General features: G+C 60.0%; 18 protein-coding genes. 3 read left to right on the top strand and 15 right to left on the bottom strand.

The window, feature by feature from the left end:
* Window positions 1-206: 206 nt before the first annotated feature.
* The 8 genes from QMK58_RS27670 to betI all read right to left on the bottom strand — a co-directional run bounded on the left by QMK58_RS27670 (window position 207) and on the right by betI (window position 11,588).
* Window positions 207-1,385: an NAD(P)/FAD-dependent oxidoreductase gene (locus QMK58_RS27670; protein WP_053163141.1), complete on the bottom strand. Its 1,179-nt coding sequence runs from the start codon at window positions 1,383-1,385 to the stop codon at window positions 207-209.
* 130 nt (window positions 1,386-1,515) lie between these two features.
* A complete protein-coding gene (gene dbpA, locus QMK58_RS27665; RefSeq protein WP_256220785.1) occupies window positions 1,516-2,853 on the bottom strand; it encodes an ATP-dependent RNA helicase DbpA in 1,338 nt (445 codons plus the stop codon).
* A 105-nt stretch (window positions 2,854-2,958) separates the two neighbouring features.
* Entirely contained in the window at window positions 2,959-4,386 is a 1,428-nt protein-coding gene (gene mdtD, locus QMK58_RS27660) for a multidrug transporter subunit MdtD (RefSeq protein ID WP_053163137.1), read from the bottom strand.
* 142 nt (window positions 4,387-4,528) lie between these two features.
* Complete coding sequence (locus QMK58_RS27655; protein WP_053163135.1) at window positions 4,529-5,866, bottom strand: TldD/PmbA family protein; 1,338 nt, start codon at window positions 5,864-5,866, stop codon at window positions 4,529-4,531.
* Window positions 5,866-7,308 carry a TldD/PmbA family protein gene (locus QMK58_RS27650; protein WP_053163133.1) on the bottom strand — a complete coding sequence of 481 codons (1,443 nt, stop codon included), beginning with the start codon at window positions 7,306-7,308 and terminating at the stop codon, window positions 5,866-5,868. The genes QMK58_RS27655 and QMK58_RS27650 overlap by 1 nt, the downstream gene beginning before the upstream one ends.
* Before the next feature lie 282 nt (window positions 7,309-7,590).
* Entirely contained in the window at window positions 7,591-9,291 is a 1,701-nt protein-coding gene (betA, locus tag QMK58_RS27645) for a choline dehydrogenase (protein WP_053163131.1), read from the bottom strand.
* A gap of 169 nt (window positions 9,292-9,460) precedes the next feature.
* Entirely contained in the window at window positions 9,461-10,933 is a 1,473-nt protein-coding gene (betB, locus tag QMK58_RS27640; protein ID WP_053163129.1) for a betaine-aldehyde dehydrogenase, read from the bottom strand.
* Window positions 10,934-10,994: 61 nt separating this feature from the next.
* Complete coding sequence (betI, locus tag QMK58_RS27635) at window positions 10,995-11,588, bottom strand: transcriptional regulator BetI (RefSeq protein ID WP_053163127.1); 594 nt, start codon at window positions 11,586-11,588, stop codon at window positions 10,995-10,997.
* A 381-nt stretch (window positions 11,589-11,969) separates the two neighbouring features.
* Here betI and QMK58_RS27630 point away from each other — a divergent pair, with 381 nt between their 5' ends.
* Entirely contained in the window at window positions 11,970-13,910 is a 1,941-nt protein-coding gene (locus QMK58_RS27630; protein ID WP_320396568.1) for a BCCT family transporter, read from the top strand.
* A gap of 172 nt (window positions 13,911-14,082) precedes the next feature.
* On the opposite strand, the gene choV is transcribed toward QMK58_RS27630, so the two are convergent.
* The 3 genes from choV to QMK58_RS27615 all read right to left on the bottom strand — a co-directional run bounded on the left by choV (window position 14,083) and on the right by QMK58_RS27615 (window position 17,127).
* A complete protein-coding gene (choV, locus tag QMK58_RS27625) occupies window positions 14,083-15,261 on the bottom strand; it encodes a choline ABC transporter ATP-binding protein (protein WP_053163123.1) in 1,179 nt (392 codons plus the stop codon).
* Window positions 15,258-16,103, bottom strand: coding sequence for a choline ABC transporter permease subunit (choW, locus tag QMK58_RS27620; protein ID WP_053163121.1), 846 nt, complete (start codon window positions 16,101-16,103; stop codon window positions 15,258-15,260). Before choW ends, choV begins: the two co-directional genes overlap by 4 nt.
* Window positions 16,104-16,179: 76 nt before the next feature.
* Window positions 16,180-17,127, bottom strand: a complete 948-nt coding sequence (locus tag QMK58_RS27615; RefSeq protein WP_053163119.1) for a choline ABC transporter substrate-binding protein — start codon at window positions 17,125-17,127, stop codon at window positions 16,180-16,182.
* Window positions 17,128-17,562: 435 nt separating this feature from the next.
* Here QMK58_RS27615 and QMK58_RS27610 point away from each other — a divergent pair, with 435 nt between their 5' ends.
* Both QMK58_RS27610 and QMK58_RS27605 read left to right on the top strand, forming a co-directional pair.
* Complete coding sequence (locus QMK58_RS27610) at window positions 17,563-18,939, top strand: L-serine ammonia-lyase (protein WP_320395673.1); 1,377 nt, start codon at window positions 17,563-17,565, stop codon at window positions 18,937-18,939.
* 527 nt (window positions 18,940-19,466) lie between these two features.
* Entirely contained in the window at window positions 19,467-20,570 is a 1,104-nt protein-coding gene (locus tag QMK58_RS27605; RefSeq protein WP_053163115.1) for a GlxA family transcriptional regulator, read from the top strand.
* 76 nt (window positions 20,571-20,646) lie between these two features.
* Here QMK58_RS27605 and QMK58_RS27600 read toward each other — a convergent pair whose 3' ends face one another.
* The 4 genes from QMK58_RS27600 to QMK58_RS27585 all read right to left on the bottom strand — a co-directional run bounded on the left by QMK58_RS27600 (window position 20,647) and on the right by QMK58_RS27585 (window position 24,022).
* Entirely contained in the window at window positions 20,647-20,913 is a 267-nt protein-coding gene (locus QMK58_RS27600; RefSeq protein WP_320395672.1) for a hypothetical protein, read from the bottom strand.
* 360 nt (window positions 20,914-21,273) lie between these two features.
* Window positions 21,274-22,437 carry a gamma-butyrobetaine dioxygenase gene (locus tag QMK58_RS27595; protein ID WP_320395671.1) on the bottom strand — a complete coding sequence of 388 codons (1,164 nt, stop codon included), beginning with the start codon at window positions 22,435-22,437 and terminating at the stop codon, window positions 21,274-21,276.
* Between the two features lie 13 nt (window positions 22,438-22,450).
* Window positions 22,451-22,927 (bottom strand): thioesterase family protein, encoded by a 477-nt coding sequence (locus tag QMK58_RS27590; protein WP_053163110.1) that lies wholly within the window; start codon window positions 22,925-22,927, stop codon window positions 22,451-22,453.
* Between the two features lie 129 nt (window positions 22,928-23,056).
* Entirely contained in the window at window positions 23,057-24,022 is a 966-nt protein-coding gene (locus QMK58_RS27585) for an L-carnitine dehydrogenase (protein WP_320395670.1), read from the bottom strand.
* Window positions 24,023-24,086: the final 64 nt, after the last annotated feature.

Genomic DNA, 24,086 nt, shown 5'->3' with positions numbered 1-24,086 from the left:
GCCTTCCGAGGCAATGACGCTAAATTGAGCCACTAATGACGCCGACGCAATGGCGCCGATCACATCTGACAGCAAAATTTGTTCCTTCCCTGTGACACACGGCATTTGTAGGAGCCGGCTTGTTGGCGATGAATGATCAAGCGGTCTGTCTGGCAGACCGTGTTGTCCGCATCGCTGGCAAGCCAGCTCCTACAGGGCTTTGGGTGTCAGGCGTATTGCGCCGCCGCGTAACCCGAGGCCCAGGCCCACTGGAAATTGAACCCGCCCAAATGCCCGGTCACATCGAGCACTTCGCCGATGAAGTACAAACCAGGGCTTTTCAGCGATTCCATGGTCTTGGAGGAGACTTCATTGGTGTTTACGCCACCCAGAGTCACCTCGGCTGTGCGGTAGCCTTCAGTGCCCGCCGGCACGACTTTCCAGCTTGCCAGTTTTTCCGCGATGGCGGCCATTTCCGCGTGGGTGTATTGCTTCATCGGTTTGGAAACGAACCAGTTGTCCGCCAACAGGTTGGCCATCTTCTTGGTGAAGATTTCACCGAGCAGGGTTTTCAGCTCGCTGTTGGGGCGTTCGGCCTGCTGCTGTTGTAACCAGCTCGGCACGTCGTGGTCCGGCATCAGGTTGATCTCGACCGTATCGCCGGATTCCCAGAACGAAGAAATCTGCAGAATCGCCGGGCCGCTGAGGCCTCGGTGAGTGAACAGGATATTTTCGCGGAAGCTCTGGTCGTTACAGCTCACCAGGCAATCCACCGACGTGCCAGACAGCTCGGTGCACAATTCCTTGAGCTGATCGGTGATGGTGAACGGCACCAGACCGGCACGGGTCGGCAGCAGCTCGTGACCAAATTGCCTGGCCACTTGATAACCGAAACCGGTTGCGCCCAGGGTCGGGATAGACAGACCGCCAGTGGCGATCACCAGGGATTCGCACGTCACTTGACCAAGCGTCGTATCCAGCAAATAGCCTTTTTCCAGCTTCTCGATGGTCTGGATCGAGGTGTCCAGGTGCAGGCTGACGCCGACCTGATCGCACTCGTTCAGAAGCATTTCGAGGATGTCGCTGGACTTGTTATCGCAGAACAACTGGCCGAGTTTTTTCTCGTGGTAAGGCACGCCGTGCTTAGCGACCATGCCGATGAAATCCCACTGGGTGTAACGGGCCAGAGCGGATTTGCAGAAGTGCGCGTTCTGCGAGAGAAAATTGTTCGGTTCGGTGTACATGTTGGTGAAATTACAGCGGCCACCACCCGACATCAGGATTTTCTTGCCAGCCTTGTTGGCGTGGTCGAGCAACAGCACCTTGCGCCCGCGCCCAGCGGCTGTCAGCGCACACATCAATCCTGCGGCGCCAGCGCCAATGATCACGACTTCGGTAGAGCGCAAAACGGTGTCCTCACAAATTTTTAATCCAACGCAAAACCAGTAGGAGCCGGCTTGCGGCGATGCAAACGCTGCGGTCCATCGGGTCGACCGCGTCATCGTTCATCGCCAGCAAGCCGGCTCCTACAGTGAATCAGAGGATGCGAACGCGCAACGAACGGCCCTTGATCTTGCCGTCGTTCAAACGCTGCAGGGCCTGCTTGGCGACGCTGCGATCCACGGCCACGTAAGCCTGGAAGTCGAAGATCGCGATCTTGCCGACCTGAGCGCCCGGAATGCCGGCGTCACCGGTCAAGGCGCCCAGAATGTCGCCCGGACGAACCTTGTCCTTGCGGCCAGCGCCGATGCACAGGGTGCTCATCTGCGGCAGCAGCGGACCACCGCCCTGGGAGGTAAGGTTGTCTACCTGATCCCAGGTCAATGGGGTTTTTTGCAACAGTTCGATGGCTTGTGCGCGCTGTGCTTCGGACGGTGCGACCAGGCTGATCGCGAGACCTTTTTCACCGGCACGACCGGTACGGCCGACGCGGTGGATGTGGATTTCCGAATCACGGGCCAACTCGACGTTGATCACCATGTCCAGGGAATCGATGTCCAGACCACGGGCAGCAACGTCGGTGGCAACCAATACCGAAGTACTGCGGTTGGCGAACATTGCCAGCACCTGATCGCGGTCGCGCTGTTCCAGATCGCCGTGCAGGCCGACGGCGGAAATGCCTTTGGAGGACAGGTGATCAACGGTTTCCTGCACTTGCTGCTTGGTGTAGCAGAAGGCGACGCAGGACGCCGGACGGAAGTGACCCAGGACCTTGGTCACGGCGCTCATGCGGTCGTCCGGGGAGATTTCGTAGAAGCGCTGCTCGATCTGCGTGTCGTCGTGGAACGCTTCGGCCTTCACCTGCTGCGGGTTGCGCATGAACTTTGACGCAAGCTGCTTGATGCCTACCGGGTAGGTGGCAGAGAACAGCAGGGTCTGGCGACGCTCCGGGGCCTGCATGATGATTTCTTCGATGGAGTCGTAGAAACCCATGTCGAGCATGCGGTCGGCTTCGTCGAGGATCAGCGTGTTCAGGCCATGAAGGACCAGCGAACCCTTGCGCAGGTGCTGCTGGATACGACCCGGGGTGCCGACGATGATGTGTGCGCCGTGCTCCAGCGAAGCGATCTGCGGGCCGAGGGAAACACCGCCGCACAGGGTCAGGACCTTGATGTTGTCTTCGGCGCGGGCCAGACGACGGATTTCCTTGGCGACCTGATCAGCCAGTTCGCGGGTCGGGCACAGGATCAGTGCCTGGCAACCGAAGTAGCGCGGGTTGATCGGGTTCAGCAGGCCGATACCGAAGGCAGCGGTCTTGCCGCTGCCGGTCTTGGCCTGGGCGATCAGGTCCATCCCCTTGAGGATCACCGGCAAGCTTTGCGCCTGGATCGGCGTCATCTGGGCATAACCGAGGGAGTCGAGGTTAGCCAGCATGGCGGCGGACAGCGGCAAAGTATTAAATTCGGTGGCGATGGTGGTCACGGGACTGGCCTGCAAAACAAAATGTCGCGCAGTGTACCAGTCCGGTGGCCATTCGCCCTAAGGTTCGATGTGCTCTTCCGGACGCTTGACGCGCCGTCCGTCTTCCTTTGAGAGTTGCGAGAAGATGGTCGCGGCCAGCATGGCCATGATTCCGACGGTCACGAAGGTCAGCTGGAATGCACCCAAAACCGTCTCTACGCCGTCGTTTCCAATCTCCGCCGTGAACCCGCCAAGCAGCGCACCGGCGCAGGCAACGCCCAGGCTCAGGGACAACTGCGCGACCACCGACAGCAGGCTGTTGCCGCTGCTGGCGCTGGCGTCGTCGAGGTCGATCAGGGTCACGGTGTTCATCGCAGTGAACTGCAAGGAGTTGATCGCCCCGAGCACTGCCAGCAGACACAACAGCAGCCAATATGGCGTCTGCTCGCTGACAAGTCCCATGCTCGCCAGCATGATCCCCAGCGCCAGGGTGTTGCCGGTGAGCACGATGCGGTAGCCCAGGCGTTCGATCAGCGGTCGCGCCACCCACTTGGCGACCATCGCCGCAGCGGCCAGCGGCAACATGCTCATCCCGGCCTGGGACGGTGAATAGCCCAGCGCCACTTGCAGCAGCAACGGCACCAGAAAGGGCAGGGCACCGCTGCCGAGGCGGGCGAACAGGTTGCCGAGAATGCCCACGGCAAAGGTCCGGGTCTTGAACAGCGAAGGCGCAAACAATGGGTTTTCGATATGCCCGGCGCGCAGCCAGTACGCGGCGAGGCACGCCATGCCGCCGAACAGCAGCAACATCACTCGCAAGTGCGGCAGGTGCAGTTCGCCCAGGCCTTCCATGGCGATGGTGATCAGAATCATCGCCGCGCCAAACAGCACGAAGCCCAGACTATCGAAACGGGTGCGCTCGGAACCGCGCAGGTCCGGGATGAATCTCCACACGGCGTAGCAGCCGACCAACCCCACCGGCAGGTTGATCAGGAAGATCCAGTGCCAGGTCAGGTACTGCACCATCCAGCCGCCCATGGTCGGGCCGATCAACGGGCCGAGCAGGCCGGGAATGGTGATGAAACCCATGATCCGCACCAGTTCCGAGCGCGGGTAGGCGCGCAGCACCACCAGTCGCCCGACCGGCAACATCAATGCGCCGCCCAGTCCCTGAATGACGCGGGCACCGATCAACTGGGACAGGCTGGTCGATAGCGCGCAGAGCAGCGAGCCGAGACTGAACAGCAGGATCGCACTGAAGAAGATTTTCTTGGTGCCGAAGCGGTCGGCAATCCAGCCAGAGGCGGGAATCAGCAAAGCGACGGTGAGCATGTAGGCGATGATCACGCCCTGCATGCGCAACGGGTCTTCGGCAAGGTCCCGGGCCATGGCCGGCAGGGCGGTGTTGAGGATGGTGCCGTCGAGGGACTGCATGAAGAAGGCAATGGCAACCACCCAGGGAATCCAGCGGGCGGTAACGGCGTCGAGAGGCGGGCGGTTGGGCATGGGACCTCTTGTCAGGGAAGATCAGCGTTTCACCGATACTGTAGGAGCTGGCTTGCCGGCGATGAGGCGGTCAAATTCAACATAGTTGTTGGCAGAAAGACCGCGATCACTGGCAAGCCAGCTCCTACAGGGTATTGCGGTGTTACAGGGTCAAGGTCAATCGGCTGACAAGGGCCCCCGGCAGGAGCGCCGATGCCGTTGCCCGCTGACTGTAAGTACTCGCCGACAGCAGCAACTCGCGCTCCTCGGTCAGCGCTTCCAGCTGCGAACCCAGCAGGCTGAAGGCACTGTCATCAAACCGCATGGTGCTCACCGGCGCCTGAATCTCGCCGTTCTCGACCCAGAACGTGGCAAACCGAGTCATGCCGGTCAGGCGTGCCGCCGGTTGATCCGAGTAGTTCAGGTACCACAGGTTGCTGATGTACAAACCGGTCCCCAGTTGTTGGAGGATGTCTGCCTCTGGCAATGCCCCGGCCTGCATGTTCAACGCGCTCGGCGATTCACCGCCGCTGGCACCGTTGGCGCTCAGGCCATATTCAGCGGCGCTGCGTGAGCCCACCAGTTGCGCGCCGGCCTTGCCCTGGACAATCAACTCAAGGTCGCTGCGTGGATAGCCTTCCTCGGAGAACGCCGGGCTCAATGAACCGCTGACTTTTTCATCCAGCGAAACCAGCGGGCTGAACGACTGGTCGCCGCCGTAGAGCTTTTGCAGCGGGCTGCTTTTACTGGCAATCGACTGCGCCGAAAAACCGCCCCAGCACAGCATGCCCATGATTTCTTCCAGCGCGGCCGGCGCAAGGTAAGCGCGGTACTGACCCGGTGCCAGCGTGCGCAATGGGCGACCCAAATACTCCAGTTGTTCTCGGGCCTGCTGGAAGCGCCTGGCAAATCCTTCGCTGCTCCAGTCGTGCCCGGCATAGCAGGCTTTCACCGCCTGACCGTTTGCGTGGAACAGGCTGAAATCGAAATTGAAGCTGTTGGCCTGATGCCAGCCGAATGCGCCTGAGGAGCTGGCGAAGCCGCGGCTGATGGGGCCGGCCGCGTAAAAGCCGACCAGGTCCAGTCCTTCGGCGGCCTTGGCAATCTCGGCGACCACCTGTTCGGTATCCGGCAGCGGATGCTCCTGCACATTCTCGCTCTGCCAGCCGTTATGGTTGAGCAGCAGGTACGGGTCCTGCGGCAGCAGCGGCAGCGTTTCGCGCAGCTGTTGCACACCTTCCATCAAGCGCTGAAGGTCAACTTCAGCGTCGCCCGACAGGGTGATGTGCAGGTCGGCGTGGCGACCATCGTTGATCAGCTTCAGACCGATGCTCGCTTGCTGCACCTGTCCGGCCTGACGCACCTTGGCGTGATTGAAGCGCACGAAGGCCGATGACTCGGCGGCGTAGCTGAGGGTGAACTGCTCTGGTTCGTTCAGCGCTTCGCGCAAACCAGTGACCAATGCCTTGAACGACTCGGCCTGAGCTTTCGATGGACTCATCAGGCATCTCCCCCAAACACATCAACGTTGCTAAACACGCAGGCCGGCGAGGCATGGCCGACGCGAATCACCTGATTCGGTTCGCCCTTGCCGCAGTTCGGTGTGCCGAGCACCTTGAAGGTGCTCGCATCGCCAACAGCGCTAAGGCTCTTCCAGAACTGCGCGGAAATCGCCCGGTAATTCGGATTTTTCACCACGCCTTTGAGCTCGCCATTTTCGATCAACTGGCCCCATTCACAACCGAACTGGAATTTGTTGCGCGCATCGTCGATGGACCACGAGCGGTTGGTGCTCATCAGGATGCCATGCTCGATGTTGCCGATCAGTTGTTCCAGCGGCTGATCGCCTGGCTCGATATTGAGGTTGGCCATGCGGTCGATCGGCGGACGGTTCCAGCCGCAGGCGCGGCTGTTGGCGACGCCATCCATACCCGCGCGGAACTGCGACAGCGCGCCACCCAGCGGGCGCAGCAACCGGCCTTCGCGGATCAGGAATTGTTTGCTGGCGGCGCTGCCTTCGTCGTCATGGCCGTAGCTGGCGAGCTGTTCGGGGATGTCCGGGTCGAAGGTCACGTTGAGCAATTTCGAGCCGTATTGCAGGCTGCCGAAATCTTCGGCTTTGACGAAACTGGTGCCGGCGTAATTGCGTTCATCGCCAAGGATGCGGTCCAGTTCCAGCGGATGACCGATGGATTCGTGGATCTGTAACATCATCTGGTCGGGCATCAGTAGCAGATCGCGCTGGCCCTGCGGAGTGTTTGGTGCCAACAGCAATTGCAGCGCCTGATCGGCGACTTGCGCGCCGGCACCGATCAGGCCGCAACGGCTGATGACATCGGCACCGCCCTGCTGGCCGAAGTTCTCGCGGCCAAGGCTGCGGGTCTGGCTGTCGTTGCCGTCGTAGGCCGTAACGTCCATGCCCGGATAGACAAAACGTTGGGCCTGGCGCAATTCGGCACCAGCGCTGTTGAGGTAGATCTGCTCGACGTGGGTGATACCGAGGCTGACTTGCCAATTGACCAGGCGTTCATCCTTGGGTACGGCGGCGGACTCGGCACCGAGCAGTTGATAGCAGTCGCTCAGGGACGGGAACGGCTGATCGAGATTTGGCGAGAAGTAATCGGCGCGATCACTTGAAACGGCCTGAGCGCGCAGATCCAGCAGGGCGTGGGGTTTGAGTCGTCGAGCTTGTTGCTCGGCGCGGTCCAGCGCCGCTTGCAGGCCTTGTGGCGACAGGTCATTAGTTGCGGCATAGGCTTCTACACCATTGACCCGCACCGTCAGCATCGCCCCTTCGTCACGGCTCAGGCTCGGTGGTTCGGCGACGTTCTTGCGTACCGACAGGTACTGGCCGGACTCGCGCACGTAACGCAGGGAAAAGAATTCAGCGCCCGTGCGCAAGGCAGCAAAACGCTGCTTGAGCTGGGGGTGGAAATCGAACATTCGGGAACCTCCTTGGTATGGAGTGACGGTGAAGCGGTGTAGCGAGGGGAGAGGTGAAACGATTGCGTGGCGCTAGATTAGGCTTGCGCGGGGGGAGGATCAAGTTTGGAATGGGGTAGGGGTGGATTGCTGAGTCTGACGGCACGATGTGTGCTGAATGGTCTGGCCTCATCGCTGGCAAGCCAGCTCCCACAGTGACCAAGTTGGACGCAAATTTTGCGGCCGACATAAAACCTGTGGGAGCTGGCTTGCCAGCGATTGGCCGTGACGCGGTATAACGCCTTACGCGATCTGGGTCACTTCACGCAAAGGCTTGCCCTTCACCGGCGCTTCACCCGCCACATAATAAGTGGCGGTGCTGCGCGGCAATGGTTTGCGGCCACGGATCTTGTCGGCGATTTTCTCCGCCATCATGATCGTCGGTGCATTGAGGTTGCCGGTGGTGATGATCGGCATGATCGAGGCATCGACCACACGCAGAGCTTGCATGCCGTGCACGCGACCTTCGCCATCGACCACGGCCATGTCGTCGGTGCCCATCTTGCACGAGCAGGACGGGTGGAACGCGGTTTCGGCGTGTTCGCGGATGAACTTGTCCAGCTGCTCATCGGATTGCACGTCGATGCCCGGGCTGATTTCGCGGCCACGGAAAGCGTCCAGTGCAGGTTGCTGCATGATTTCACGGGTCAGGCGAATGCCGTCGCGGAATTCCTGCCAGTCCTGCTCGGTGGCCATGTAGTTGAACAGGATGCTCGGGTGCTGGCGCGGGTCCTTGGACTTGGCCTGGATGCGCCCGCGGCTTGGCGAACGCATGGAGCCCATGTGCGCCTGGAAACCGTGTTCTTTCACACCGTTGCTGCCGTTGTAGTTAATGGCGACCGGCAGGAAGTGGTACTGGATGTTCGGCCACTCGAACTCTTCACGGGTACGGATGAAACCGCCGGCTTCGAACTGGTTGCTGGCGCCGATGCCGGTGCCGTTGAACAGCCACTCGGCGCCGATGGCCGGCTGGTTGTACCAGAGCAGCGACGGGTACAGCGAGACCGGTTGGGTGCACGCGTATTGCAGGTACAGCTCAAGGTGATCCTGCAGGTTTTCACCGACACCCGGCAGGTCGTGAACCACCGGAATGTCGAGCTTGTTCAGCAGTTCGGCCGGGCCGACGCCGGAGCGTTGCAGGATCTGCGGCGAAGCGATGGCGCCGGAGCACAGCAGTACTTCCTTGCGCGCTTTGACTTCAACGCGCTCCTCAGCGTCGCCGACCAGGTAACGCACGCCGACCGCACGCTTGCCGTCGAACAGGATCTTGTCGGTCAGGGCGTGGGTAACGATGGTCAGGGTCGAACGCTTTTTGGCGACGTCCAGGTAACCGCGTGCGGTGGAGGCACGACGACCTTTCGGCGTCACGGTGCGGTCCATCGGGCCGAAGCCTTCTTGCTGGTAACCGTTGAGGTCTTCGGTGCGCGGGTAACCGGCCTGCACACCGGCTTCAACCATGGCGTGGAACAGCGGGTTGTTGCCTGCCTTCGGCGTGGTCACGCTGACCGGGCCGTCGCCACCGTGGTAGTCGTTCGGGCCGATGTCACGGGTTTCGGCCTTGCGGAAATACGGCAGGCAATCGAGGTAGGTCCAGTCTTCCAGACCTGGCAGTTTGGCCCAGCCATCGTAGTCCATGGCGTTGCCGCGGATGTAGCACATGCCGTTGATCAGCGAAGAACCACCCAGGCCCTTGCCGCGACCGCATTCCATCCGGCGACCGTCCATGTGTGGCTCGGCATCGGTTTCGTAGGCCCAGTTGTAGCGACGGCCCTGCAGCGGGAACGCCAGTGCGGCCGGCATTTGCGTGCGGAAGTCGAAACGGTAGTCCGGGCCGCCGGCTTCGAGCAGCAGGACGGTGACGCCTGCGTCTTCAGTCAGACGGGTCGCCAGAGTGTTACCGGCCGAGCCGGCACCGATGATGATGTAATCGAATTCTTGGGACATTGAATGCACCCTCTTTGAAGTTGGTCAGGTCTTGGCGAGTGCTGCGCACTCGATCGCCAGCAAGCCGGCTCCTATAGAAGTGCGGGGCGCCGTGACTGTTGTGCACGACGCCACCTGTAGGAGCCGGCTTGCTGGCGATAGCGGGGTCCCGGGAGAAGCAGAGGCTGCCTTAGAACACCGAGACGTAATCGCCCAGCTCAACCTGTACCGATTTGATGCGGGTGAAGTTGTTCAGCGAGCTGATCCCGTTCTCACGGCCAACGCCCGACTGCTTGTAGCCGCCCACCGGCATCTTCGCGTCGGACTCGCCCCAGGCGTTGATCCAGCAGATACCGGCTTCCAGTTGATGAATCACGCGGTGGGCGCGGTTCAGGTCCTTGGTGACGATACCGGCGGCCAGGCCGAAGTCGGTGTCGTTGGCCCGACGGATCACTTCTTCTTCGGTTTCGTAGGTGAGGATCGCCATCACCGGGCCGAAGATTTCTTCGCGAACGATGGTCATGTCGTCGGTGCAGTCGGTGAACACGGTCGGTGCCACGAACGCGCCTTTGGCGAATTCGCCGTCGGTCATGCGGTCGCCGCCGCACAGAACGCGAGCGCCTTCTTCCTTACCTTTGGCGATGTAACCCAACACGCTTTCCATGTGGGCGAAGCTGACCAGCGGGCCGAAGTTGGTGTTTTCGTCTTCCGGGTTGCCGACGCGGATGCGCGCAACACGCTCAACGATCTTGGCTTCGAACGCAGCTTTCAGGTGGGCTGGTACGAACACGCGAGTGCCGTTGGTGCAGACCTGGCCGGAGCTGTAGAAGTTGGCCATCATTGCGGTGTCGGCGGCGCGATCGAGGTCGGCGTCGTCGCAGATGATCAGCGGGGATTTGCCGCCCAGTTCCATGGTCACGTCTTTGAGGGACGAGGCCGAAGCGCTGGCCATGACTTTCTTGCCGGTGTCGGTGCCGCCGGTGAAGGAGATCTTCTCGATGCGTGGGTGCTCGGTCAACCAGGTGCCGACTTCACGGCCGCTGCCGGTCAGGACGTTGAAAACGCCGTCGGGCAGGCCGGCTTCGGTGTAGATCTCGGCCAGTTTCAGGGTGGTCAGCGAGGTGACTTCGCTTGGCTTGAAGATCATCGCGTTACCGGCCGCCAGGGCCGGGGCGGATTTCCACAGGGCGATCTGGATCGGGTAGTTCCACGCGCCGATGCCGGCAACCACGCCCAGCGGCTCGCGCCGGGTGTAGACGAACGACGTGGTGCGCAGCGGAATCTGCTCGCCTTCGATGGCCGGTACCAGGCCTGCGTAGTATTCCAGCACGTCAGCACCGGTGACGATGTCGACGTAGCGGGTTTCGGAGTACGACTTGCCGGTGTCCAGGGTTTCCAGGGCAGCCAGTTCGTCGTTGCGCTCGCGCAGGATTTCCACGGCGCGACGCAGGATGCGCGAGCGCTCCATGGCGGTCATCGCCGCCCAGATTTTCTGGCCCTTTTCGGCGCTGACAACAGCGCGCTCTACGTCTTCCTTGGTCGCACGCTGGACCTGTGCGAGGACTTCACCGTTAGCCGGGTTGATGGCTTCGAAAGTGGCGTCGCTGCTGGCGTCGGAGTACGCGCCATCGATGTAGAGTTTTTGCAGTTCGAAACGGGCCATAAAGTCCTCGCAAGAGCATTAAGTGGTTGGCGCGAGTCAGGGTTGAGCGTCTATGTGTGCTCTAACTCACCCGCTTGGCCAATTGGATATCCATGTATTCGTAAGCGATCTGTTGCGCCTGCCCGGTGTCGAAAGCGTCTCCCGACAGCGCGCCGCGCAACCACAAACCGTCGATCAACGCTGCCAGGCCGCGGGCGGCGCTGCGCGCATCATCGAGCGCCAGCACGCGGCGGAACTGGCAGCACAGGTTGGAATACAGACGGTGATCGTTGATCCGCTGCAACCTGTGCAAAGACGGCTGGTGCATGCTGGTGGCCCAGAAGGCCAGCCAGGTTTTCATTGCCGGGCCATTGACCTGGCTGGCGTCGAAGTTGCCTTCGATGATCACCTGCAGATGCGCCCGTGGGCTGTCATCTGCCAGCGCCTGACGGCGCGCGGTGACGCTCTCGCTGAGGGCGGTCATCAGATACCGCATCGTGGCGGCGATCAGGCCATTCTTGTCCTGAAAGTAGTGACTGATGATGCCATTCGAGACACCGGCCAAACGGGCGATCAGCGCAATGCTGGCGTCCCCCATTCCGACCTGATCGACTGCCTGCAATGTGGCTTCGATCAATTGCTGACGACGGATGGGTTGCATACCGACCTTGGGCATCTTGCACATCTCCTTAGGCCTTCCGGCAGACGTAGAACGTCTATCGGCTTGTAGGCCAGTCTATTTTGTTTTGATTGAACGTTCAATCAACAAAGAATAAGATCTGCGACAAATCGTCGCTGCCTGGAGATTTTTTCCACGTGTAGCGGCGAAAAAAATCGACTTCCGAAACTGCTCGAAACCTGCGCGCTGCGGCGCCTACGGGCTTCGGGCTTTTTTCGGGCTGTCTTTATATCACCCGTCGGTCGGCTGCCCACTAACCGATTAGTCGGGTAACACGTTTGTCTTGCGTTCTTCTCTCGCACTGCCCGGAGCATCTGTGCCATGAGTTCTGCCTCGCTAATAAAGACCCCACCGGAAAAGGTGACGGTCAACGGTTGGGTGTTTTACACCTCTACCGCGTTGATTCTGTTGTTGACCGCCATTCTGATCATCGCCCCGCAAGAGGCCGGCAGAATGCTGGGTACGGCGCAAGCCTGGCTGTCCCGCAGCTTCGGTTGGTACTACATGGTAGTGATCGCCGCCTACCTGATTTTTGTCGTCGGCCTGGCGTTCTCGTCCTACGGCAAACTGAAACTGGGCAGCAAGGACGACACCCCGGACTTCAGCTACGGCGCCTGGGCGGGGATGCTGTTTTCGTCGGGTATCGGCATCTCGCTGCTGTACTTTGGTGCATCGGAGCCGCTCGACCACTACTTCAATCCGCCGGAAGGCGTCTCCGCCAGCAACCTCGCGGCACGTCAGGCGGTTCAACTGACATTCATGCACTGGGGCCTGCATGGCTGGGCGATCTATGCGCTGGTGGGGTTGGCGGTGGCATATTTTGCGTATCGCCATAACCAGCCGCTGGCGCTGCGCTCGGCGTTGTATCCGCTGGTGGGCGAGCGTTGGGTCAAAGGCGCTGCCGGCCATGCGGTGGACGGCTTCGGCATGTTCGTGACCCTGTTGGGTCTGGTGACCAACCTGGGGATCGGTTCGCTGCAAGTGTCGTCGGGGCTGGAAAACCTGTTCGGCATGGAACACAGCAACACTAACCTGCTGATCGTGATCATCGTGATGAGCACCGTGGCGACCATTGCTGCCGTGTCGGGCGTGGAAAACGGCATCCGTCGTCTGTCCAACCTCAACATCGTGCTGTTCAGCGGCCTGCTGATTTTCGTGCTGCTGTTCGGCCCGACCCTGCACCTGCTCAACGGCTTCGTGCAGAACGTCGGCGACTACTTGAACGGCGTGGTGCTGAAGACCTTCGACCTTTACGTGTACGAAGGCGACAGTGAGAAGTCCGACCGTTGGTTGGGCCTGTGGACCCTGTTCTACTGGGCCTGGTGGATTTCCTGGGCACCGTTCGTTGGCATGTTCATCGCGCGTATTTCCCGTGGTCGCACGGTGCGTGAACTGGTGGCGGGTGTGCTGCTGATCCCGCTGGGCTTCACCCTGGCGTGGCTGTCGATCTTCGGTAACTCGGCCCTGGATCTGGTGATGAACCACGGGGCCGTGGAGCTCGGAAAGACCGCACTGGAACAGCCATCCATGGCGATCTACCAGTTGCTGGAACATTACCCCGCGTCGAAAGTAGTGATCGGCGTGTCGATCTTCGTCGGCTTCGTGCTGTTCCTGACCCCGGCGGATTCCGGTGCTGTAATGATGGCCAACCTGTCGTGCAAGGGCGGCAACGTCGACGAAGACGCTCCACACTGGCTGCGGATTTTCTGGTCGGTAGTGATCACCCTGGTGACCATCGGCTTGCTGTTTGCCGGCAACTTCGAAGCCATGCAAACCATGGTGGTGCTGGCGGGACTGCCGTTCTCGGTGGTGCTGGTGTTCTTCATGTTCGGCTTGCACAAGGCCATGCGCCAGGATGTGCAGATCGAACAGGAGCAAGCGCAGTTGGCGGAACGTGGCCGTCGTGGTTTCAGCGAGCGTTTGACTCAACTGGATCTGCAACCGAGCCAATCGGTAGTGCAGCGTTTCATGGACAAGCAGGTGAGCCCGGCATTGGAAGATGCGACGGCGCAGATGCGTGCGCAAGGTCTGGAAGTGCAGACGTTGCTCGGCAAGTCCAAGCGTTGCATGGGCGTGCGCGTGGAGATGGAAGAGGGCAACCCTTTCGTCTACGAAGTGAGCCTGGATGGCTATCTGGCCACGCCGACCGAGTCTGTTCAATCCGATGAGGCGCGTCAGCGTTTCTATCGTGCCGAGGTGTACCTGCACAACGGCAGCCAGGACTACGACTTGATGGGCTTCACCCAGGATCAGATCACCCGTGATGTGCTCGATCAGTTTGAAAGCCATCGGCAGCTCCTTGGCCGGGTTTATAGCTGAGTTGTGAGTAGTGCCTTTGTAGGAGCTGGCTTGCCAGCGAATGCCATACCGCGGTGTATCTGATACACCGCCATCGCCGGCAAGCCGGCTCCTACAGAGATAGCGTTGATACAAATAACGCGTTCAAACAAAAACGCCGCGATCCTCTCGCGGCGTTTTTGTGTCTGTTGCCTTACCCCAGGTTCTTGCCGAGCAGCGCGTGATACAGCTCGCTGTCACCCAGTATCCCCACCACATGGTTATTGTCGTGCAGCACCAGTTTGTTGCCGGTCTGATAACGAATCTGCAATGCGTCGCGCATGCCGATGTTCGAGTCCACCAGGGTTGGCCGACGACCCAGGCCTTCAACGGCCTGACCCGGTATCCAGTTCTGCAAGTCCAGCGCCGAGCCGTTCTGGCGAGCACCCTTGATGGTGTTGCCTTCCGCCAGATCCAGCCACGAATCGCCGCCCGGATCGAGGCACACTGAACCGTTGATGCGTTTGCAGTTGTCCAGTGTGCGCATCAGGCTGCGGCCGCACAGCACGTTCAGCGGGTTAGTGTGGGCGACGAAGGTTCGTACGTAGTCGTCCGCCGGGTTGAGGACGATTTCTTCCGGTTTGCTGTATTGGATGATCCGACCGTCTTTCATGATCGCGATGCGGCTACCCAGCTTCAGGGCTTCATCGAGGTCGTGACTCACGAACACAATGGTCTTGCTCAGCTTGCGTTGCAGTTCCAGCAGTTCATCCTGCAAGCCCTGACGGATCAGCGGGTCGAGTGCCGAGAACGGTTCGTCCATCAGCAGGATGTCAGCGTCCATGGCTAGCGCACGGGCCAGGCCCACTCGCTGCTGCATACCACCGGAAAGCTCATCGGGTTTCTTGTTGCGCCATTGGGTCAGGCCCACCAGTTCGAGTTTCTCGTCGACCAGTTTCTTGCGTTCTTTCTCCGGACGACCCTGCATTTCCAGACCAAAACTGATGTTTTCGCGCACGGTCAGCCAGGGCATCAAGGCGAACTTCTGGAACACCATCGCGATGCGCTTGGTGCGCATCATTTTCAGTTCTGCCGGGGTGCAGGAGGCGATGTCGATCTGTTTGCCTTCATGCTCGACGAACAGCTTGCCGCGACTCACGGTGTTGAGGCCATTGATGCAGCGCAGCAGGCTGGACTTGCCGGAGCCGGACAGGCCCATCAGCACGCAGATTTCACCTTTCTCGATATCCAGGCTGGCTTTTTCAACGCCGACAATCTGCCCGGTCTTTTTCAGGATTTCGTTTCGGGTCATGCCTTGGTCGAGCAGTTTCAAGGCTTCGCGCGGATCTCTGGCGAAGATCACGTCGACGTCTTCAAAGCGAATAATGCTCATGCGTCACCCCCTACTTTGGCGTCGGGTTGTTTGCAGATACGGTCGAGCATGATCGCCAGCAGTACGATCGCCAGGCCCGCTTCGAAGCCCAGGGCGATATCAGCGGTATTCAGTGCGTTGACCACCGGTTTGCCCAATCCATCGGCGCCCACCAGTGCCGCGATCACCACCATCGACAACGACAGCATGATGCACTGGGTGATGCCGGCCGCGATGCTCGGCATGGCGTGAGGCAGTTCGATCCGTGAGAGCAATTGGCGACGCGAGCAGCCGAAGGCCTTGCCGGCGTCCATCAGTTCTTGCGGGACATCGCGGATGCCCAGGTAGGTCAGGCGGATCGGCGCGGCAATGGCGAACACCACTGTGGAGATCAGGCCCGGCACCACGCCCAGCCCGAAGAGGGTCAGGGTAGGAATGAGGTAAACGAAGGTCGGTACGGTCTGCATCAGATCGAGTACCGGACGCATTACAGTGTAGAACATCGGTTTGTGTGCGGCGACGATGCCCAACGGCACGCCGATCAATACGCAGACCAGGGTGGCGAACAACACCTGGGCGAGGGTTTCCATGGTTTCCTGCCAGTACCCCAGATTGAGGATCAGCAGGAAGGAGGCGATGACAAAGGCGGTGAGGCCCCATTTGCGTTGGATGAAGTGGGCGAGCAGTGCGATCAGGCCGATCAATGCCAGCGGGTTGAACCAGGTCAGCGCAAAAGTCACGCCGTGGATCATCGTTTCCAGTGTCACGGCGATGGCGTCGAAGGTGTTGGCGCCGTGTTGCGTCAACCATTCAACGAAGCCTGCGATGTACTGGCCTAAAGGTATTTTCTGATCAATCAGCATGGTAGTGAACGTCCGCATGCGAGGAAATAAACAGCCCGGGCGGCTACACCGCCCGGCATAAGCGATGCTCCCTGATTCAAGGCGTCAGTTTGGCTTTCACGGCCTCCAGGCCAGGTTTACCGTCAATGGTGGTCACGCCAGCGAGCCAGGTATCGAGCACCTGTGGATTCTTTTTCAGCCAGGCCTTGGCGGCCGCGTCAGGCTTCATCTTGTCGTCCAGGATGTTGCCCATCAGTTCGCTTTCCATGTCGACGGTGAACTCCAGGTTCTTCAGCAACTGACCCACGTTGCTGCACTCCTGGGCGTAACCCTTGCGGGTGTTGGTCGCCACGGTGGCGGCACCGAAATCCGGGCCGAAGAAGTCATCGCCACCGGTCAGGTACTGGATTTTGAAACGCTTGTTCATCGGGTGCGGCGCCCAGCCGAGGAACACCACGGCGGTGTCGCGTTTCTGTGCGCGGTCGACCTGCGAGAGCATGCCGGCTTCGCTGGACTCGACCATCTTGAAACCAGCGTCCTTGAGACCGAAAGCGTTCTTGTCGATCATCGACTGGATAAGGCGGTTGCCGTCGTTGCCCGGCTCGATGCCATAGATCTTGCCGTCGAGTTCTTTCTTGAATTTGGCGATGTCGGCGAAGTCATGCAGCCCTTTGTCGTACAGCGCCTGCGGAACGGCGAGGGTGTACTTGGCGCCTTTGAGGTTGGTGCGCACAGTCTCGACGGTGCCCGCATCGCGGTAGGCCTTGATGTCGTTTTCCATGGTCGGCATCCAGTTGCCCAGGAACACGTCCATGTTCTTGCCGTCGGCCAGGGACTTGTAGGTCACGGGCACGGAAATCATGGTGGTCTTGGTCTTGTAGCCGAGGGCGTTGAGTACGACGCTGGTGGTCGCGGTAGTCGCGGTGATATCGGTCCAGCCGACATCGGAGAAGTTTACGGTGCTGCATTGGGCCGGTTCGGCGGCTTGCGCGAGAACCGGCAGACTAAGCAGGGCGGCCAACAACAACGACGGGGAACCTTTCATGGATGGACTCCTTGGTGTTTTTTTTGGCAGTGTTCTGACTGGACCACCGCACTTATAGGTTGCGGTTGGATGGCGTTCTGGAGACAGCTCTACCACGGCGCCTTGCAATCGAGTCGATATGATCATGTACCAGTGAAAATCTGACGCCTACAGGGTGCGTCGTATCCAGTACAGGGATGGTCGCATCCAGTGTCGGTGACGTCGTTTACAGATTTTTTCAGCCTCCTTCGTCCTTCCTGAGCGCAAATAAACGGCTAAAACGCGGCGTAAAAGACACGCGGCGTTCGTGGGCATGAGTGCGTCGGTTAGAGACGTCGAACAACTGGATAAAAGCTTGATGATGCGGCCACCTCGACGGATTGCAGCTTGAGCGTAGCAGCTCCGTCACCGGGCGTTTTTGCGCCTGGAGTTGGTACATCCAGGAGTTCTGCAGTCATGGCTATCAGTGTTTTCGACCTGTTCAAAATCGGCATCGGCCCTTCCAGTTCACACACCGTGGGGCCTATGCGGGCGGCCGCGCTGTTCGTTCAGGGCCTGCGTGAGCGAGGGTTGCTGGAACACGTGCGGCGCGTCGAAGTCCAGCTGTTCGGCTCGTTGTCGGCCACCGGTATCGGGCATGGCAGCGACAACGCGGTCGTCATGGGTTTGATGGGCGAGTGGCCGGATGCGATCGATCCGTCGCAAATCGGCATTCGTATCGCCACGCTGCGCGAAACCGATACGCTGCTGCTCGACAGTCGCTTGCCGGTGCCCTTCATCTGGGGCCGGGACATGCGCCTGATCGACGAGAACCTGCCATACCATCCCAACGCCATGACCCTGATTGTCGAGGGTGATGACGGCGAGTTGTCTCGCGACACCTACTATTCGGTCGGCGGTGGTTTTGTCGTCGATGAGGCTCAGGCTTCCAGCGGTGTCGTCGACCTCGACCGCACTGTGTTGCCTTATGACTTTTCCAGCGCTGCCGAGCTGCTGGAGCTATGTAAGAAGCACAACCTGCGGGTGGCCGAACTGATGATGGCCAACGAAAAGGTCTGGCGCAGCGAGGAGGAAATCCGCAGCGCCCTGATGACGCTCTGGCGTGCCATGCAGGATTGCGTCGAGCAGGGTCTCAAGCATGAAGGCATCCTGCCCGGTGGTCTGAACGTGCGCCGTCGCGCGGCCAAACTGCATCGCAGTTTGCAGGAGCTGAACAAGCCCAACGTCATTGGCTCGACCTTGAGCGCAATGGAATGGGTCAACCTGTTCGCCCTGGCGGTCAACGAAGAAAACGCCGCCGGCGGGCGCATGGTTACGGCACCAACCAATGGCGCGGCGGGAATCATTCCAGCGGTGTTGCACTACTTCATGAAGTTCAGCGAAGCGGTGACCGACGCCAACGTTGTCGATTACCTGCTTGGCGCGGCGGCGGTGGGAATTCTGTGCAAGAAGAACGCTTCGATCTCTGGCGCCGAGGTTGGATGCCAGGGTGAAGTCGGATCGGCCTGCGCCATGGCGGCGGCGGGGCTGGCGGAAATCCTCGGCGCCACGCCGGAGCAACTGTGCAACGCGGCGGAGATCGGCCTGGAGCATAACCTCGGCCTGACCTGCGATCCGGTGGGCGGGCTGGTCCAGGTGCCGTGCATCGAGCGCAACGCGATTGCGGCGGTGAAAGCGATCAACGCAGCGCAGATGGCCTTGCGCGGTGATGGGCAGCACTTTATTTCGCTGGACCGGGTGATCCGGACCATGCGTGATACCGGTGCCGACATGCATGACAAATATAAAGAGACATCGCGGGGTGGCCTGGCGGTGAGTGCGGTTGAGTGTTGAGTGTAGGAGCCGGCTTGCTGGCGATTCAGACGACGCGGTGAATCAGTCAATCCGCGTTATCGTTTATCGCCAGCAAGCCGGCTCCTACACACGAGGCTTTACCATTCAGAACTGCGCGTTAAGTGAACACCCGATTTAAACCGCGCCACCTTTTGGCGCGTCGCTAACAGATAACTCGTTTCACCGATGGTCGTCTCCTATTCAAAGGCTCGACCACTCGTCCCCCGTGCCTGCGGTGACACTCTCTCCCTGCGGCACTCAGCCCTGTTCCCACAAGTGCTACCGAATTGCTCACGGCGTGTGGAGCGGGGCGCTTGCCAGCCTTGATGGCCATTTAAATCCCCACTCCTTGCGTGTCTTGTATAGACACATTCCGACGTCGTTTTCAGGAGTTATTGAACGCGCATTCAAATTTAGGCACGGCAATTGCTCTGTCATTACAAAGCCCGTCTCCCACGCGAGAACGATGGCAATAACAAGAGCCTCCGCCTGAGGCCATCACCCGCTTTGTGTGAGGAGATACCGCGATGACGTCGTTCAACTCCGGGGCCCAACCCCAGAACCGTGCGCCTCAATCCATCGGCTTTCTGCTGCTGGACAATTTCACGCTGATTTCTCTGGCCTCCGCAGTAGAACCGCTGCGCATGGCCAACCAGTTGTCCGGTCGCGAGCTGTATCGCTGGACGACCCTCACCGTTGATGGCGGTCAGGTCTGGGCCAGTGATGGCCTGCAAATCACCCCCGACGCCTCCATGCACAAAGCCCCGCCGATGGACACCATCATCGTTTGCGGCGGTATCGGCATCCAGCGCACTGTTACCCGGGAACACGTGTCATGGCTGCAAAGCCAGGCGCGTCAGTCCCGTCGTCTCGGCGCGGTCTGCACCGGCAGTTGGGCTCTGGCTTGCGCCGGTCTGCTCGATGGTTTTGATTGCAGCGTGCACTGGGAATGTCTGGCAGCAATGCAGGAAGCTTTCCCGCGTGTGGCGATGAGCACTCGCCTGTTCACCCTCGATCGTAACCGTTTCACCAGCTCCGGTGGCACCGCGCCGCTGGACATGATGTTGCACCTGATCAGCCGTGATCACGGTCGTGAACTGTCGGCCGCAATCTCGGAAATGTTCGTCTACGAGCGCATTCGTAACGAGCAGGATCACCAGCGTGTGCCGCTCAAGCACATGCTCGGAACCAACCAGCCAAAGTTGCAGGAAATCGTTGCGCTGATGGAAGCCAACCTCGAAGAACCGATCGATCTGGACGAGCTGGCGGTGTATGTCGCGGTGTCGCGTCGACAGCTGGAGCGGCTGTTCCAGAAATACCTGCACTGCTCGCCGTCGCGCTACTACCTCAAGCTTCGCCTGATCCGCGCACGGCAGTTGCTCAAGCAAACGCCGATGTCGATCATCGAAGTGGCGTCGGTGTGCGGGTTTGTGTCCACGCCGCACTTCTCCAAGTGCTACCGCGAGTACTTCGGTATTCCGCCGCGTGATGAACGCGTAGGGTCCAACACCACCCAGCAAGTGGCGATGATGCCGCTGCCGCAGGCGCTGGTACTGTCGCCGTTGTCCGGGCCGTTGTCGGCACTGAGCCAGGCGCGTAATGAGTCGACGTTTGCCAGTGTAAGGCTCTAGGCCGAGGGGCCATTAAAACATCGCAGCCTTCGGCAGCTCCTGTAGGCGCTGCCGAAGGCTGCGATCTTTTGATCTTTTATCGGCTGGTGTGGCTCTGCTGATACTCCGCCAATGCCGGCAACAACTGCTTGTCGATGGCCTGGCGCACTGCCGGCAATATCGTCGCGCTGCTGGTGTACATCTGCTTGACCATCGTGCGCAGCACTGTTGCCCGTTCGTTGTTCAAACCTCGCACCGCACATTCACAAGCCTGCTCGGCTGTGGATCCGATCGGTACTTGAAAGCCCAGCGACTTGAGCTGGCCCAACAGGTCTTCCTGGTCTATCAAATCGGCGTGCATCATGACGCAATCCTTCTTCAGGGAACGGTGTCGTGGCTCGATTCTGGTGGTGGTGCCAGGTGTCGGCAAGGGCGATTTGTCGCAATGGCTCAATTGGTTATGAACATGTCGTTTTCGGCTAACTTGTTTGCGAGGGGAGTGGGCACACTGGACACAGCTCGCTTCACGAAGGTTTGGTCACCATCGCACGGCAGCTCCTCAACAGTACCCTCTGCCTCGATCCTGTCACGGCTTGATCGGGGCTTTTTTTGTCTGCTTGAAAAGCAAAAGATCGCAGCCTTCGGCAGCTCCTACCGTTGAAACACGATCCCTGTAGGAGCTGCCAAAGGCTGCGATCTTTTAACGCTTTAACGCTTTAACGCTTTAACGCTGCAATACGAGAATGCGCGACAGCAACTCATCCCGGTCGACATAACAACCCTGGAAATGCCTCGCCCCGCTGGCCGGGTCAAACGCGTTGCGGGCATGCAGGGTGCGGCGGTTGTCGAAGCACCAGAGTTCGCCCGGGTTGAGCCGCTGCATCAACCTGAACCGGGGCTCGCGTGTCATTGCGATAAAGCGACGATAGGCGTGATAAAGCCTGGGCATTTGCTCCACCGACGCATCGAACGGCCCGCGCAGAAAGTTCGCCATACGGATTTCCGACACCTGTCCCAAGGTGTCCAGGGCGATGATTGGTGCGAGGCAGCGGTAGTCGCTGTGGCGGTCCTTGTTGCGAAATTCGACGGGTATTTCACACAGGCTTTTGAAGGCCTCCGGATCCTCGCGGCGCAAGGCATCGGCGATGGCAAATCCATCGACAAAAATGCTCTCACCGCCGTCGGCATCATTGACCAGGCAGTGCAGGAATTGCAGCCCCGGTTGCAACTCCCGGGTTGGCAGATCGCTGTGCAACGGCAGGTTGAATGCGGTGTAGGCATTGCTGTCGGCATCGGCCTTGGATTGCACGTTGAACAGCACGCCAAAATTGCTCTCGCGGATGAAGGAAATCCGTTGGGCGATCAGCTTCAACGAACCGGGTTCAGTGGGTACGCCGCGGACTTGGGTCAGTCCGATATCACGCACGGCCAGCAGCCATTGCAATAGCGCATCGTTGTCGGTCATCAGCGCCTGATAGTCGAAAACCGGCAGCTGTAGATCGCTGTGCCACAGCCTGGCTTTCGGCTTGCCTTCACGGCGCTCGGCGCGAGATTCGTCATCATAGGCGTGAGCGCGAAGCCAGCCGGGATCGAAGCGGCTGAGGTGGCCGTCCTCCCATCGAATACTCAGGCAACCTTCAGCATCAACGCTGCTTTCGGCGGGCGTCAGGTTTTGCGCAACATCGACGATTTCCAACACCTGCTCACGGGTCACCGTGTACACGCATTGGGGGCACGGGCAGTTGTCCCGCAGCCATTGATGATGGAAGGGACTGACACGATCGTCGGCCCACTTCACCAGCACGCGATCCGCCATGGCGTGCACGCCAGCCAGCGCGCTGATCATCGGATAAGTACGAAAGTCGGCAAATGCTGCGGCGGTGTTCATGGTGATCTCCTTGTTATTTTTTTGGGGGCAATGCGATCACTCGGCCAATGTAGGCGGGTGTGGGCAGGTCAGCCTGTTCGGCGACGATGGCTTGCAGCTTGCTCAATGACTGTTCACTGAACGGTGTTGATCTTGGCCCGGCGAGATCGACATGCAGCAGCATTTGCTCGTTGCCCGCCAGCTCCTTGTCGTCCCCGACGAGGTGCAGGCTGTGGTAGAGGTGCAGGCGTTTGCTGTCGTGAGCGATGATTTGCGTGTGCACTTCGACGTCGGCGTCGAGCTTCACTTCGTGCAGGTAATTGAGGTGCAGTTCGAGGGTGAACAGCGAGTTGCCGCTGGCCTCGCGGCTGTTGCTGTCGAGGCCAAGGCGATCCATCAGCGCGTCGGTGGCGTAGCTGAAAATCAGCAGGTAGAACGCGTCGCGCAGGTGGCCGTTGTAGTCGACCCAGTCGGAGATGATTCGGGTTTTGTAGGTGGTCAATGCAGGCATGTCATCAAATCCTGAAATCACGAAAACCTGTAGGAGCCGGCTTGCTGGCGATAGCGATGTTCGCAGCGCCACAGAGGTGGTGGTTGTGCCGGCCTCATCGCCGGCAAGCCAGCTCCTACAAGGGTAGGGTTATTCGGCGAATGCCATCCCATGCTTCTCTTTTGTGGTCTTCACCGCCTCCAGCACGGCTAGCAGGCAATCATCACGATAGCGCTCCAGCGCCGAAATGCTGTGTTTGCCCAGTTGATCGCTGGTGCCATCGACCACATCGTCGATCAGTTTGTCGGTCAGCTCCGGTGCCGGCAGATAGGTCCACGGCAACTGCAACGCCGGGCCGAATTGCGCCATGAAGTGACGCATGCCGGCATCACCGCCCGCCAGAGTGTAGGTCAGGAACGTGCCCATGAACGACCAGCGCAGACCGGCGCCAAAACGGATCGCGTCGTCGATTTCGCCGGTGGTGGCCACGCCGTCGTTGACCAGGTGCAAGGCTTCGCGCCACAGCGCTTCGAGCAGACGATCGGCGATGAAACCTGGCACTTCCTTGCGCACGTGCAAGGGTCGCATGCCCAGGGATTCGTAGACTTTCATTGCCGCCTGCACGGCTTCAGGTGCGGTGTTTTTACCGCCCACCACTTCGACCAGTGGCAGCAGATAAACCGGGTTGAACGGGTGACCGACTACACAGCGTTCAGGGTGCGTGGCGCTCTCGTAGAACTCACTCGGCAGAAGGCCCGAGGTACTGGAGCCGATCAACGCATTGGGCTTGGCCGTCGCGCTGATCTTGCTGTGCAGTTCCAGCTTCAGTTCGAGGCGTTCCGGGGCGCTTTCCTGAATGAAGTCAGCGTCGCGAACGCACTCTTCAATGGTGGCGACAAAGCGCAAACGGTCCTGCGATGCACCCGGTGCCAGGCCTTGTTTCTCCAGCGCCCCCCAGGCATTGGCGACACGTTTGCGCAGCGCCGCTTCGGCACCTGGCGCCGGGTCCCAGGCCACCACATCGAGGCCGTGGGCCAAGGCGCGGGACACCCAGCCACTGCCGATGACACCGCTGCCCAGTGCGGCGAAGGTTTTGATTTCGGTGATGAAGGTCATGGTCATTTCCTGAAAATTTCGGTGTTCCCTGTAGGAGCCGGCTTGCTGGCGAAGACGGTATTCC

The organism is Pseudomonas sp. P8_241 (genome assembly GCF_034008315.1).
Taxonomy (GTDB): domain Bacteria; phylum Pseudomonadota; class Gammaproteobacteria; order Pseudomonadales; family Pseudomonadaceae; genus Aquipseudomonas.
Note: the sequence above shows the minus strand (reverse complement) of the source record. Positions and strands in the feature narration are given on the sequence as shown.